The organism is Streptomyces sp. NBC_00353, assembly GCF_036108815.1.
GTDB lineage: Bacteria > Actinomycetota > Actinomycetes > Streptomycetales > Streptomycetaceae > Streptomyces.
In genome coordinates this window covers 2,571,757-2,585,744 of sequence record NZ_CP107985.1, presented here as the reverse complement: position 1 = coordinate 2,585,744, position 13,988 = coordinate 2,571,757, and the positions used below count along the sequence as shown (strand labels likewise).

11 protein-coding genes and 3 pseudogenes are annotated in these 13,988 nt (G+C 67.6%); 9 read left to right on the top strand and 5 right to left on the bottom strand.

What is annotated here, in order from left to right; translation table 11 throughout:
* Positions 1-569: 569 nt before the first annotated feature.
* Positions 570-1,367 (top strand): alpha/beta fold hydrolase, encoded by a 798-nt coding sequence (locus OHA88_RS11900; RefSeq protein ID WP_328625476.1) that lies wholly within the window; start codon positions 570-572, stop codon positions 1,365-1,367.
* A 208-nt stretch (positions 1,368-1,575) separates the two neighbouring features.
* On the opposite strand, the gene OHA88_RS11895 is transcribed toward OHA88_RS11900, so the two are convergent.
* The 3 genes and pseudogenes from OHA88_RS11895 to OHA88_RS44610 form a co-directional block, all read right to left on the bottom strand.
* On the bottom strand, positions 1,576-1,932 hold the full coding sequence (locus OHA88_RS11895) for a hypothetical protein (protein ID WP_328625475.1): 357 nt from the start codon (positions 1,930-1,932) through the stop codon (positions 1,576-1,578).
* Positions 1,933-2,041: 109 nt separating this feature from the next.
* Positions 2,042-4,384: a helix-turn-helix domain-containing protein gene (locus OHA88_RS11890; protein WP_328625474.1), complete on the bottom strand. Its 2,343-nt coding sequence runs from the start codon at positions 4,382-4,384 to the stop codon at positions 2,042-2,044.
* Between the two features lie 231 nt (positions 4,385-4,615).
* Positions 4,616-4,795: pseudogene (locus tag OHA88_RS44610) on the bottom strand (transposase); the annotation flags it as partial.
* Between the two features lie 545 nt (positions 4,796-5,340).
* Between OHA88_RS44610 and OHA88_RS11885 the strand changes: the two are divergent.
* The 6 genes and pseudogenes from OHA88_RS11885 (at position 5,341) to OHA88_RS11860 (ending at position 10,405) form a co-directional block, all read left to right on the top strand.
* Complete coding sequence (locus OHA88_RS11885; protein WP_328625473.1) at positions 5,341-5,556, top strand: SsgA family sporulation/cell division regulator; 216 nt, start codon at positions 5,341-5,343, stop codon at positions 5,554-5,556.
* Positions 5,557-6,020: 464 nt separating this feature from the next.
* A pseudogene (locus tag OHA88_RS11880) lies at positions 6,021-6,297 on the top strand (IS701 family transposase); the annotation flags it as partial.
* A gap of 148 nt (positions 6,298-6,445) precedes the next feature.
* A complete protein-coding gene (locus OHA88_RS11875; RefSeq protein ID WP_328625472.1) occupies positions 6,446-7,417 on the top strand; it encodes an alpha/beta hydrolase in 972 nt (323 codons plus the stop codon).
* A gap of 18 nt (positions 7,418-7,435) precedes the next feature.
* Positions 7,436-8,155 carry an alpha/beta fold hydrolase gene (locus OHA88_RS11870; protein ID WP_328625471.1) on the top strand — a complete coding sequence of 240 codons (720 nt, stop codon included), beginning with the start codon at positions 7,436-7,438 and terminating at the stop codon, positions 8,153-8,155.
* A 510-nt stretch (positions 8,156-8,665) separates the two neighbouring features.
* The gene (locus OHA88_RS11865) at positions 8,666-9,748 is read left to right on the top strand and encodes an LLM class flavin-dependent oxidoreductase (protein ID WP_328625470.1); all 1,083 of its coding nucleotides are present in this window, start codon (positions 8,666-8,668) and stop codon (positions 9,746-9,748) included.
* Positions 9,749-9,754: 6 nt separating this feature from the next.
* A complete protein-coding gene (locus tag OHA88_RS11860; RefSeq protein WP_328625469.1) occupies positions 9,755-10,405 on the top strand; it encodes an FMN reductase in 651 nt (216 codons plus the stop codon).
* Positions 10,406-10,468: 63 nt separating this feature from the next.
* On the opposite strand, the pseudogene OHA88_RS11855 reads toward OHA88_RS11860, so the two are convergent.
* A pseudogene (locus tag OHA88_RS11855) lies at positions 10,469-10,931 on the bottom strand (Dps family protein); the annotation flags it as partial.
* A gap of 256 nt (positions 10,932-11,187) precedes the next feature.
* On the opposite strand from OHA88_RS11855, the gene OHA88_RS11850 reads away from it, so the two are divergent.
* Entirely contained in the window at positions 11,188-12,546 is a 1,359-nt protein-coding gene (locus OHA88_RS11850) for a dihydrolipoyl dehydrogenase family protein (RefSeq protein ID WP_328625468.1), read from the top strand.
* A gap of 298 nt (positions 12,547-12,844) precedes the next feature.
* Complete coding sequence (locus tag OHA88_RS11845) at positions 12,845-13,447, top strand: low temperature requirement protein A (RefSeq protein ID WP_328625467.1); 603 nt, start codon at positions 12,845-12,847, stop codon at positions 13,445-13,447.
* Positions 13,448-13,779: 332 nt separating this feature from the next.
* Here OHA88_RS11845 and OHA88_RS44605 read toward each other — a convergent pair whose 3' ends face one another.
* Positions 13,780-13,947 (bottom strand): OsmC family protein, encoded by a 168-nt coding sequence (locus OHA88_RS44605; RefSeq protein ID WP_443044368.1) that lies wholly within the window; start codon positions 13,945-13,947, stop codon positions 13,780-13,782.
* Between the last annotated feature and the right edge of the window lie 41 nt (positions 13,948-13,988).

Here is a 13,988-nt window from a genome sequence, read left to right as displayed (position 1 = left end):
CTGGCTCCTCGGGATGACCTGCTCGCGCGAATCCGGCCCTGGCCCAGCGTGGGCATGCCGTCCGGAGTTGCTCCGCCACGTCAGGACCGATCGACACGCTCGGGTGTTCTGTCCGTGCACTGGATCCGTCCTCGTAGCGCACCGACATTTCCCGTCATCCGTCACTCGGGTATGGCCGTCGCTTCTGTGCGCTGTTGATACAGCGGTAGTACGCACGCGGGCGATTACTGCCCGCGCCGTGGTTTTAGCGTGGGAGCAACGGCACCGGAGCGCTTTGCACGTGATCTGGGTCGTTTTGGCGGAAGAACCGGCATAACAGCGAAAGGCCACGTCGTGGAGCGCGTTGCCCCTCAGCGCCCTCCCCAGGACACGCCGTTCCGTTTGTTTCACCGTCCTGGCCGTGCCCGACACCGTACCTGCACCGATTTCGCATCGGGCTCGGTCACCTCACTCACCTGGCCCGTGACAGGGCCACCGAAAGGACTTCCATCATGCGATTCCGAGGATGACGGCTGCGCAAGTCTCGCGTACTGGCCGCCGCATGCGCCCTGGCCGTCGCCGGGGCGGTGGTGCCGGCCACCCAGGTGGTCGCGCAGGCCACCACCACCGCGAAGGACCTCGGTCCCAAGCCGACGATCGTGCTCGTACACGGTGCGTGGGCGGATGCGTCGAGTTGGAACCCGGTGATCAGCCGCCTCCAGCACGCCGGCTACACCGTCGTCGCCCCGCCCAACCCGTTGCGTGGCGTTGACTACGACGCGCAGAGCCTGAAGAACTACCTGACCAGTATTCAGGGCCCGGTCGTCCTGGTGGGCCACTCCTACGGCGGCATGGTCATCACGAACGCTGCCGCGGGCAATCCCAATGTCAAGGCGTTGGTCTACGACGATGCCTACATCCCCGCCCAGGGCGAGACCGTGTTCCAGATCAACGCCGCCCGGCCCGGTTCGTGCGTCACCGCCGACCCGTCGACGTTTCTGAACCTGGTGCAGTATCCCGGTTCCCCCGAGGGTGACTTCGACGCCTACCTGAAGGTTGCACCCAACGGTGCTTACCGGGGATTCGCCGACTGCTTCGCCAACGGTGTCCCCAGCGCCCAAGCCCGGCTCCTGGCAGCCGGCCAGCGCCCCTTCGCTGTCAGCGCCGGATCCGAGCCTTCCGGTATGCCCGCCTGGCAGACCATCCCCTCCTGGGCCGTGGTCGGCACGGCCGACCACGTCATCCCCTCAGCTGAGCAGCTGGCCATGGCCAACCGTGCGGGCTCTCACATCACCAAGGTCAACGCCGGTCATCTGTCCCTCATCACCCGACCCGGCGTGGTGACCGACGTCATCCTCGATGCCGCCCGAGTGGCCGTCCGCTCCTGACACGGTCGTCTCTGGCCTGCATGACGCAGTCGTAGGAGGCACCCACACACTGTTCCCAGGTTCGGGGCCGGGGCGCCCATGTAAGCGGTCTTGTGTACGTTCTCGGTTCCACGGGGCGCCACCGGCCTTCGAAACAGCGCGAACGCGTTGAGGGCGCTTTTTGGGATACGCCCGGTGGGGGAGTTGTCTTCAACGGCGGATCTGATGATCAAGGACAAGATTCGTGATCAGCGATACCGCCGTGGAGTCGACGCAGGTCCAGGAGTCCCGCCGAGGCGGTGTCCAGCGCTACGACGGACGAGCAGTTGGTTGCGACGCTCGTGGGCCGGCCCCGCAATGAGGGGCTGCGGCTGACCGGTGAGGGCGGGATGCTGCAGTAACTGACCAGGTGGTGCGGGGAGTTGGCTCCGATCCCATCGGCTGCGAGAACACGACTCAGCCGGGAGATCTCCAGCGGCGCCTGGCTCATGGTCGAGAACGCCTTCGTGTAGACGGACTCGCGTTTCAGGCTCTGCCACAGGCTCTCGGCCAGAGCGTTGTCGTAACTGGTGCCGAGCCTTCCCATGCTCCTGCGTATCCTGAATCGGTCGCAGACCTGGAACGACGCACCAGGGAGAGCGCTTGAGGTGTCACCCTCCTTCTTCCGGTCCTGACGTGCATCGGTCGGGCGCCTGTCACTTGAACCGGGTCGGTGGCTCCAGTCGGCCGGCGGTGAGGGCCTCGAGACTTTTGCGGGCCTCTTCCGCCAGGTTCGAGGGGATGCGGCCTTCCAGTGTGAGCACGATGCGGTACTCGGTGGCTGCCTCGGCGTCTTCACCGAGGTGAGCGAGCGCGTGGGCCAGGTTCAGGTAGACCCTGCCTGCCTGCCGGTACCGACCGCGGGCGTCGAACTGCCCGCGGATGGAACGCAGAGCATCGACCGCGTCCACCCAGTGCCCTTGGTTGAGCTGGACGAACGACACGTTATACGTGGCGGTCAGGAAGATGACATCCCGTACATTCGCCGGAACGCGGTCGCGGTTGCGAGGGTCCGCGAGCGCGTCCATGACCTCCTGGTAGGTCTTGACGGCTTCGTCCCCGCGACCGGCCTTCCGCAGCATCCCGATGCTCCCGCTGGCCGCCTGGAGGTATCCGTTGATCTCGTCGGCCCGGGCGAACAGTGTCATGGCCTGGCGATAATTGTCGGCGGCGGACGACACGTCATTGGCCGTGACCTGCAGCCAGCCGAGATAGCAGTGTGCCCATGCTTGCTGGACGACGTTCCCAGCGGCTCTCGCGAGGCCGAGCGTGCGCGTGGCGGCTGTGACCGCATCATCATGGCGCTGTTCGCGGGCCCGATAGGCCCATGCGAGGTAGTTGCGGTGGGTGGCTTCCAGTCCGGCGTCACCAAGGGCCGCGCCGGCCTCGGCGGCCCCTTCGTAGATCTCGCCCCAGTGGCCCATGGACAGCCAGTTGCTGGGGAACCAGTGCATGGCTTCCGCCACCTCGGTGACCAAAGCGTGCTCGCCGCCCTCGGCTGCCTCGCGGAACGCTGCCAAGTACGCCGCCAACCAGTTGTCGGCCTCCGCTTTGATCCAGTGCATCGCCTGCTCGGGGTCGTCGAGGGCGACCAGGCGGGTGGGGTCCGGTGGTGGTGCACCGTGGCCCGGTTCGTACCAGCGGCCGGCGACGATGGCTGTCTGGAGCAGCCAGGTCCGCAGTCGGGAACTGGCCACCACCGACTTCTCCTCGCCGTCCTCCAAGCGATGGCGGGTCTTGGCATACAGGCGCAGCAGATCGTGGAAGCGGTAGCGGTCCTCGCTGTAGGTCATCAGCAGTCCCGCCTCCAACAGTTCCTCCAGGGCGTCTTCCGCGGCGGGCAGGGACACGCCGGCGAGCACGGCCGCCAGCGGCACGCTGAAGTCCGGTCCCGGTACTAGCGACAGCAGCCGGAACATCCGGGCGACCTCAGGAGCAAGACGCGAGTAGGACAGTGAGAAAGCCGAGTTGACCCGCAGGTCTCCGGCACTGAGCGAATCCAGCCTGCGATCCTCGTCCGTGAGCCGGGCGGCGAGCCGTTGCAGGCTCCAGTTCGTACGGGTCGCGGCCCAGTTCGCGGCCACCCGCAAAGCCAGGGGAAGGTATCCACAGAACTCGGCCACCGAGCGCACGGCTTCCGGCTCCGCGTCCACACGGCCGGCGCCGACAACGGCACGCAGCAACGAGGTGGACTCCTGCTCGGTCAGCGCACCCAACTCCACTCGCTGCACACCCTCCAGACCGGGGAGGGTACGACGACTGGTCACCACCACCAGCAGATGCCCCTCACGCGGCAGCAAGGGTCTGACCTGAGCCTCGCTACCGGCATTGTCCAGGACCAAAACCGCCCGGAGCCCGACGGTGATCGCGTGATAACGCGCGAGACGCTCCTCAGCACTCGACCGTGCCAAATCAAGATCAGCGACGCCCCATGCGCCCAGCAGACGCAGCACCGCCTCCTCCACCGAAAGCGGCTCCGCATCCAGACCCCGCATGTCCAGCAAGAACGCCCCGTCCACGCAATTCGCAGCACATTCCTCGGCCAGCCGGACCGCCAAGGTCGTCTTGCCGCTCCCCGGCGCACCGAACACCACCGCAACCGGCGGTGCAGCCGTACTTCTTCCCCGCCCCTGCGGCCCGGTGTCCTCGGCGGACCGCTGCGCGAGGCCGCGCAGCACAGCCAACTCCGAATGACGCCCGACGAAGTCCCGGACACCTCTGGGCAACGAATAGGGCGAGAACTTGACGGCCTGGAAAGACTTCACAGTCGGGCGGGCAGCCGCCAGCAGTTCGCCACGCGCAACTTCGTCCAACTGCAGAGCCTGCATGAGCGCGGCGACCGTCCCACGATGCGGACGCAGACTACGCCCCCGCTCCATATCACCTATCGCGCGGCCTGAAACACCAGACGCCTCGGCCAGCTCCTCAATCGTCAAGCCACGCGCTTGCCGCAACTCACGCAACATCTGGCCGAATCGCATCCCGCTCTCGCCTTCCACTTCTCCCCTCACGTAACATTATCCGTCAACAGGGCCAGGACCTTCTGGCTCGCACCGCAAGCGCCTTGCCTGCCAGCACTTCGCTGACCTCGGGGAAAGGCCAGGGCCCCGCACGAAGACTAGGTTCTGTACAGCGAACGGTGGAGCGCGTTCAGTGTTTTTTAGCAGCATCCGGCGGTGAGCCGGGTCGAAGGCGATATCGAGGGCTTGGAGTGCGGCCTTCTAGCGAGCGCACCTGAGGGCGGCTTGCCCGTCGGGAAGTGCCCGCGGATGCGACGGTCCTGCGGATAAGGGCGTTGACGCTCCCGTCGTCGTCGTGCACACGATCTTGCGGATCTCCACGTCGAACTGGAGGAAGGGCACGCACTCCGCCCAGGCGCGCGCCCAGAGCCGAACCATCGCCGGGTGCTTCGTGTCCGACCTTACCGAGGTCCTGGAGGCGTTCCAGCACAGACTGGCTTGAGGGCCTTCGCGATCTTCTCCCTCTGCACACTCCTCGAGACCGAACACCACACCGTGGGCGGCTGGATCCAGTGGCGACGACTGAAGGTACGCCGATTGGATCTCATCCATTGCGATGGAGCGGTGTCCCTCGTCGAATGGCCGATGTCCAGGTTTTGCGAGGCGAATCCGGGAATCGTTCTTTCTTGGACAATGCTCCGTGCGTTCTTTCGTAAGTCGCGACGGCCGCAGTGTTTTAGGGTCATTCACAGAAAAGCCATTTATATGAACCAGTGTGAGGGATTGAATGAGGCCGCCTCTTACCTCGACCATGTGCGCGGTGGCGGTGCAGGTCTGGGTTCCGGAAGAGCTCCCGGTGCCGCTGCCCGCGGAGTTGCACTACGACATGACCGACCCTACGCCGTGCGCCTTTCCCTTGGTGCACCAGCGATGAGGCCCGTCGACTGGGTGTTCGCTCGTATGCTGCCGCCGAGGGCCTGCGCCGGCCGACCGGTATGGGTGACGTGCTTGTCTTCCCCAGGCGCCGATTCCGTCTGCACACCATGCGCATCGTTCTGAGGTCCACCGGGGGAGAGGCGCTGGTCGATATCGCGGTTTCCGATGTTGCTACGTTTTTGTGTCAAACCTTCATGCTGGTGCCCCTTGGGGCGGAGAGTCTCCACATTGACCTCGACCGTGCTGTGGCTGCGCTCACAAGCAGGGGTGAATGACGCTCATCTGACTAACCCGTCCCCTTGCCTGCCAAGAATATTTGTGGAAAGCGGCTTTGCTGCATACCGTGCTTCATGAGAGAGAACAGCGGGTCGTCGGTTTTTAAGTGTCGCAGAAATGGCTTAAATAAGCCGCCTCCTGCATATTGAAAACTTTTTCCGTGATCTGAGCCCGACAAGGATGCGCTGACCTGCACGGCTCCCGCATTCATCCGCCGCCGGCGCGACAACGCTCAGGTCAAGGAGTCCCAGATTCCGTCGGGCGTTCTGCACGCCATCGCCCGTACCGCCCCCGCCGCCCACCTTGCCGATCGGCTGCCGGCCGACCCTTCCGGCCTTCTTATGACGGGCTGCGCTTGGAAGGTCCACAGCGGCTGGGCCGGGACGCCGAACCGACAGCCGGGTTGATCGACCTACAGTCGGTCAAGGCAGACGCCGTCGGCGTCTGCCTTGACGGTCGCAAGCTGCCGGTGTCTTGGCGGGAAAGCTGCCCGACCGGGCAGGGACCGAAGCGGTCTCAAGCGCATGTACTCGCGTTTCGTCGCCCTGCGGATCCGTCCTGCCGGACGCGAGATCCGCCTGGCCACCTGCGGCCCGGCGCTGCCCGAGCGATGGCTGCTGGCCGAGTGGCCCGCCGGCGAAAGCGCGCCGGTGCAGTTCTGGCTGTCCAGCCTGCCCTCCGGTATGCATCTGGCCTCGCTGGTGCGGCTGGCCAAGCTCCGCTGGAGCTTCGAGCACGAATCGGTCCGCTGTACCAGGCCCCGTTGTGCGCGGCGGGGCTGCGGCGGTGCGCTCTTGGACAAATTGAGCCTGCATTGCGGGTCTAGCGTTATGAGTGATTCCGCTTGGGAGCGCCCGGCGGTCCGGACAAGACCTCAGGAGAAAACCCATGTCCAATGCCGCAGTGCCGGTCCAGCCGATACTGGAACCGGCGGCAGCCGCTTTCGCAGAGGCCACCGCCAACCCCCCGTATCTGTTCGATCTCGCCCCGGCGGAGGGCCGCAAGGCCGTCGACGAGGTGCAGGCCGGCGACATCGAGAAGCCGGCCGTCGACGAAGAGTGGATCACCGTTTCGGGCGGCCCGACGGGCAGCGTCCGGGCTCGCATCGTCAAGCCTGCCGGTGCCGAAGGTTCGCTGCCGGTAATCCTCTACATCCATGGTGCCGGCTGGGTGTTCGGCAACGCCCACACGCACGACCGTCTGGTGCGCGAGCTTGCCGTCGGGGCCGGCGCGGCCGTCGTTTTCCCCGAGTACGACCTCTCTCCCGAAGCCCGCTACCCGGTCGCCATCGAGCAGAACTACGCGGTGGCGCAGTGGGTCGTGGAGCAGGGCGCGTCCAAGGGGCTGGACGCTTCCAGGCTGGCCGTGGCCGGGGACTCGGTCGGCGGCAACATGACCGCCGCGCTGACCTTGATGGCCAAGGAACGCGGGGATATCCCGCTGGTCCAGCAGGTGCTCTTCTACCCGGTCACTGACGCGAACTTCGACACGGGCTCGTACCACCAGTTCGCCGAGGGCTACTTCCTCCGCCGCGACGGCATGCAGTGGTTCTGGGATCAGTACACCACCGACGAGAAGCAGCGCGCCGAGATCACCGCGTCTCCGCTGCGCGCCACCACCGACCAGCTCACGGGTCTGCCCCCCGCCCTCGTGATCACGGGCGAGGCCGACGTGCTGCGGGACGAGGGTGAGGCCTACGCCAACAAGCTCCGTGAGGCAGGCGTCGCGGTCACTGCCGTGCGCTTCCAGGGAATCATCCATGACTTCGTGATGCTCAACGCCCTGCGCGAGACCCACGCCGCCGAGGCCGCCATCACCATGGCTGTCCGCACGCTGCGTACTGCGCTGCATTCCCGTTGACGACCGAGGAGAGCGGACATGAGCACATCCACTCCCACGGTGGTCCTCGTACACGGCGCGTTCGCCGACGCGTCCAGCTGGTCCGGGGTCGTCGCCGAACTACAGAGTGACGGCATTCCCGTCGTGGCTCCGGCGAACCCGCTGCGCGGCCTTGCTTCCGACGCCGCGTACCTGGTGTCCGTGGCCGCCCAGATCGAAGGTCCCGTCGTGCTGGTGGGCCACTCGTACGGCGGTGCGCTCATCACTGTGGCCGGCATGACGGAGAACGTTGTCGGGCTGGTCTACGTGGCGGCCTACGTACTCGAAGAGGGCGAGAGCATGGCCCAACTGCAAGGCCGCTTCCCCGACACGCCGTTGGTCGGCAGCTTGAAGCAGTGGGACTACCCCGTCGCAGACGGCGACCCGGCCGTCGAACTCACCATTGTCCGGGAGGCCTTCCCGTCGGTTTTCGCCGCCGATGTGCCCCCTGACGTCACCAAGGTGCTGGCTGTGTCGCAGCGTCCGCTCGCCGCCTCCGCCTTCACGGAGACAGCCTCGGCGGCCGCGTGGAAGGCAAAGCCGTCCTGGGCGCTCGTGGCCGGTGCGGACCGGGGCATAGACCCGGAGGTGCAGCGCTTCGCCGCGAAGCGCGCAGGTGCAACCATCGTCGAGGTCGAGGCCGCATCGCACGCGGTCGCGCTCTCCCAGCCGAAGGAGGTCGCCGACCTCATCCGCGACGCGGTACGCGCCACGAGCTGAGTGCACGGCAAAAGAGACTGCGCGGGCGTCTTACAGGTACGCCCGCGCAGTCTCTTTCGTGTGCGGCCAGCGGACACCTACATGAGGCAGACAGGGTGGCACGAAGGGCAGACGCGGTCATGAGACGGTCACTTCAGGGCCGCCAGGGCACCTTCGCAGGTGGTCCAGTCCGCCGTTTCCGGCACGGTCCGCGCCCTCGAACGCGAGCATGCCTCTTCCTCAGCAGGCCCGGAGGCTCTGCTGCTGCGGGCCAGGACTCCCGCGGCTTCTCCTCGTGACCCCGAGCGACGGGACCCACGCAGGCAGCGCTTCCGCGGCGATCGAGTCTCCGTGGAAGACATTCCGCGCCAGTCGCTCCGGGACTGGGAGCCGTGCACGCACGGTCATTTGATCGCCCAGCGCCCAGCCTAGGCTCGCCGTCAGTCCAGCCGCGGCAGACAAGCGTCTGTCGGGCGGTCGCCCACCTGAGTGGTTGCGCGGCCGTATTCGCAACAACAGGGAGTAGCCCATATGCAGTTCGGGATCTTCACCGTCGGAGACGTCACCACCGACCCCACGACCGGTAGGACACCGACCGAGCACGAGCGGATCAAGGCGACTCTCGCGATCGCGCTGAAGGCCGAGGAGGTGGGCCTCGACGTCTTCGCGACCGGCGAGCACCACAACCCGCCGTTCGTCCCGTCCTCGCCGACGACCACGCTCGGCTACATCGCCGCCCGCACCGAGAACCTGATCCTGTCCACGTCCACCACCCTCATCACCACCAACGACCCGGTGAAGATCGCCGAGGACTACGCGACGCTCCAGCACCTCGCGGACGGCCGTGTCGACCTGATGATGGGTCGCGGCAACACCGGTCCGGTCTACCCGTGGTTCGGCAAGGACATCCGCCAGGGCATCCCGCTCGCCGTCGAGAACTACGCGCTGCTGCACAAGCTGTGGCGTGAGGACGTCGTCGACTGGGCGGGCAAGTTCCGCACGCCGCTGCAGTCGTTCACCGCGACCCCGCGCCCGCTGGACGGCGTCCCGCCGTTCGTCTGGCACGGCTCGATCCGCTCCCCGGAGATCGCCGAGCAGGCCGCGTACTACGGCGACGGCTTCTTCCACAACAACATCTTCTGGCCCATCGAGCACACCAAGAAGATGGTGAACCTCTACCGCCAGCGGTACGCGCACTACGGGCACGGCACCGCCGAGCAGGCCATCGTGGGCCTCGGCGGCCAGGTGTTCATGCGGAAGAACTCGCAGGACGCGGTACGCGAGTTCCGCCCGTACTTCGACAACGCGCCGGTCTACGGGCACGGCCCGTCCCTGGAGGACTTCTCGCAGCAGACGCCGCTGACCGTCGGCTCCCCGCAGGAGGTCATCGAGCGGACCCTGTCGTTCCGTGACGCCGTGGGCGACTACCAGCGCCAGCTCTTCCTGATGGACCACGCGGGACTCCCGCTGAAGACGGTCCTGGAGCAGCTCGACATCCTCGGCGAGGAGGTCGTCCCGGTGCTGCGCAAGGAGTTCGCCAACCTGCGGCCGGCCGGAGTGCCCGACTCCGCACCCGTCCACCCGGCCGTCGTCGCCCGCACGAAGGAGATCTGACCCACCATGCAGACCGAGGCTCTGAAGATCGTCGCCGTCTCCGCCGGACTGAGTCAGCCGTCGTCGACCCGGCTGCTGGCCGACCGGCTGGCGGCGGCCGCCCGGGAGCGGCTGGCCACCGAGCAGGACAGGTCGGTCGAGATCCGGGTGATCGAGCTGCGCGATCTGGCCGTCGACATCGCGAATCACCTGGTGACGGGTTTCCCGCCGCACGCGCTGGACGAGGCGATCGACGCGGTGGCGGCGGCGGACGGCCTGATAGCCGTGTCGCCGGTCTTCACCGCCTCGTACAGCGGTCTGTTCAAGTCGTTCTTCGACCTGATCGACCACACGGCGCTGACCGGCAAGCCCGTCCTGATCGCGGCGACCGGCGGCACCGCCCGGCACTCGCTCGTCCTGGAGCACGCGATGCGGCCGCTCTTCGCATACCTGCGGGCCACCGTCGTACCGACATCCGTGTACGCGGCGTCGGAGGACTGGGGCTCGTCCGGCGACGAGTACACCGAGGGGCTGCCGTCCCGGATCCGGCGCGCGGGCGGCGAGCTCGCGGGGATGATCTCGGGCGGCCGGGCCGTCTCCGGGGCGTCGAGGGCCCTCGGGCTCGACGACGAGGTGGTGCCGTTCGAGCAGCAGCTCGCCGACCTGCGGCTGGACTGAACACCCAGGACGCGCGGGCGCCCGAATGACGGCAGCCGGACCGCGACCTCCGAGGCCATGACAGGCGCGGACCAGCGGTGTGACGACCAGGTGCTCGGCCAAGAACCAGGCCTGCAGTTCACCCGTGCGGATCACCTGAGAGACCAGTAGGTCGTTGGTCCCGTCGTCGCCCAGCTCAGCGACCCGGGCGGCGGCGTCGTGCGCCTGGACGAGGATCGTCTCGTGGGCCTCCAGCAGCCGTGACAGCATGGCCGGTATCTCCTCCACGCCGTTCGGCAGCCGCGGGACGGAGGTGATCTCGACGACGTGCCGGGGATCGCCCACGGCCACACCGCCCGCGCTTCTTGTAGAGGGCGTAGAGGATCTGAGTATCGGCCAGCACCTGGTTGAGCCGCTGGCAGGCGTATATGCGCGCGTCGTAGCACAGCCCGATCGGGAACTACTTGACCGTGCCGAACTCCTGGATGACCTCACCCTTCTGGTGCAGCCATGGCTGGCTGCTGCTGGCGGTGGTGTGCGTGCTCATGCGATGTGCCTCCTACGTTGCGTGTGCATGCGGAAGGCGACGCTAGGCCGGTGGCGGGGGCTCGCGTTGCCCCGGAACGCATGCGGACGTGCCCGGCCGCGCATGGCAGTTCCTCGGTGGTGCGTGCTTTCTGCGGTGCGTAGGTGGGCAAGGCCTCGTGCGCTGGTAGACGCGCTGCCGCTGCCGCGGAGACCTACGGTCGGAGCGCGATCTGTCGGCCGCAGAGACGCGAGACGGCGCTGAGGAGGGGATGGCTATGAGCGAGCAGACGGACGTGATCGTGGTAGGGCTGGGGCCGGGTGGGGAGTACGTCGCGGGCAGGTTGGCCGAGGCTGGGCTGGATGTGGTCGCGGTGGAGGCCGAACTGGTCGGAGGCGAGTGCCCGTACTGGGGTTGTGTGCCTAGCAAGATGATGATCCGCGCAGGCAACCTGCTTGCCGAGGCCCGCCGCGTCTCGGGCCTGGCAGGGGAGGCCTCCGTCCGTCCGGACTGGAGCCAGGTCGCCGGCCGCATCCGGGACGAGGCCACCGACGACTGGAACGACCAGGTGGCCGCCGACCGTCTGACCGGAAAGGGAGGGCGGCTGGTTCGTGGCACCGGGCGGCTGACCGGGCCGCGCCGGGTCACCGTCGGCGGCCGCACCTTCCGGGCCCGGCGGGGCGTGGTCCTGGCCACCGGCGGCCGACCGCGGATCCCCCCAGTGCCGGGTCTGGCCGGCACCCCGTACTGGACCAACCGGGACGCCGTGGCAGCGAAAAAACTGCCTGCATCGTTGGCCGTGTTGGGCGGCGGGAGCATCGGTGTGGAGATCGCTCAGGTCTTCGCTCGGTTCGGGTGCCGTGTCACGGTCGTCGAAGGCCAGGAACGGCTGCTGTCGGCGGAGGAGCCGGAGGCCGGGCGGCTTGCAGCGGAGGTCCTGCGGGGGGAGGGAGTCACCGTACTGACGGCCGTTCGTGCCGAGCGGGTGAGTCACGACGGCGCAGCGTTCACCGTCCACCTCGACACCGGAGAGGCGGTCGGCGCGGAGCGGCTGCTGATCGCTACCGGGCGCAGCGTCGAACTGGCCGCGCTGGGCGTGGACACAGTCGGCATCGACCCGGCGGCCGCTGTGGTGGACACCGACGGACGGATGCGGGCCGGCGACGGCCTGTGGGCGGTTGGCGACATCACCGGCCGGGGCGCCTTCACCCATGTGTCGATGTACCAGGCGCAGATCGCGGTCCAGGACATCCTCGAAATTCCCGGTCCGGACGCCGACTACCGGGCGCTACCCCGTGTCGTCTTCACAGACCCGGAGATCGGCGCGGTGGGGCTCACCGAGCGGCAGGCCCGCGACCGGGGCCTGCGGGTGCGAACCAGCCTACTCCCGCTGTCCTCCTCCACCCGTGGCTGGATCCACAAGGCGGGCAACGAGGGATTCGTCAAGCTGGTCCAGGACGCCGACCGCGGCGTCCTGGTCGGCGCCACCTCCGTCGGGCCCGCGGGAGGCGAGGTGCTGTTCGGACTAGGGGTCGCCGTCCACGCGGAGGTACCGGTCGAGCGGCTGCGGAACATGATTTATGCCTACCCCACCTTCCACCGCACCATCGAAGCCGCCCTCGCGGCCCTGGGCTGAGCGGCGCGCGATGGCCCACCCGGACGGTGAAGCATGACGGCGGGCGATGAGGGGCCCGCAAACCGGGTGAGAAGCACCGGGTCGCGACGTCGCTGGAACTGCTCTTCTCTTCGACCTGTGCTCAGTGGTCGCCGTGGGCCAGGCATCACTGAGCCTGCACGCCACGGTGACCGAGGCACTGGGCGGCGGGCCACTTGCACTTCGCGATCGTGTTCTTCAGCGTGTGGTGGGCGTGGATGAACTACCTGGTTCGCTTCGGCCTACGGCTCGGACAAGATCCCGTACCGATTGACGATGTTTGTCCGGATCACCGGATCACCGGATCACCGGATCGCTGATCCTCGCGGCCGGTATGCAACGGGCGTTCGACGGAAACGACCTGAGCGTGATCACGCTGGGGTACGTCGTGATGCGCATCTCGCTAGCGGGGCTGTGGCTGCGCGCCTCGCGGGCCGACGCCGTTCGGCGCAGGACCACACTGCGGTTCGCCTACGGGGTGCTGATGTGCCAGGTCGGCTGGGTGGGACTGCTGTTCCTCCCGGACCGGACTCACCTACCGAGCATCGCGGCGCTGGTGGTGGCGGAAATCTCCGTCCCGATATGGGCGCAGTCCGCGGGGATGACGCCGTGGCATCCGCATCACATCGCCGAGCGCTACGAACCGTTCATGCGCATCGTGCTCGGCGAGTCCGTCGCCTCTACCACGGCCGCTGTCCGCGCCGCCTTCGACGAGCACCGCGACACCGGAGCACTTCGTGCAGTGGCCGCAGGCGGCCTGCTCATGGTCTTTGCCATGTGGTGGCTGTACTTCGCCCGGCCCGCCCCACACCCTGCTGGCCACCACGCATCGGGCCCCCGACAGAAGGTTTCTGTGGGCTGTGGGCTTACGGTCACTACCTGATCTTCGCGTCGGTGGCCGGCCTGGCGGTGAATGCCAACCGGATCACTCACCGCATCGACGTCTTTCCGCAGGCAGCCGGTGCCATGGTCGCCGTCCCGGCGGCCGTCTTCTTGGTCACCGTGCCACGGCTCTGGCCACGGGAGTCCTGCTGGTGGTTCTGGGCGTTGTCACGGCGATCGGCGTCCGTCGGAGCCAGGAGGGCTGACGGTCGGTCGCTTCATTGCCGGTCCTCGTTGGTCTCGATCGGCACCCCTGCCCGCACAGCCAGGGTGACCGGATGCGTTCGGCGACGTCCAGGAGCCGGGCACGCTGCGGGTCGTCCAGCTCCCAGGTCAGGGCGATCCGGTCGCCGGAGTCTTCTCATAGGCCACGCACAGTCGGAGGCCGCTGAGCGGCCAGCCCTTGAGCTGCGCGTACATCCGCAGCGTGATGGCGGTGCACGAGCCGAGGGCGGACAACAGCAGGCCACAGGGCGTCGGGCCGGTGTCTGCGCCGCCCAGGGCCTCGGGCTCGTCCGCGGTCAGTGTGTTGGCCGGTCCGG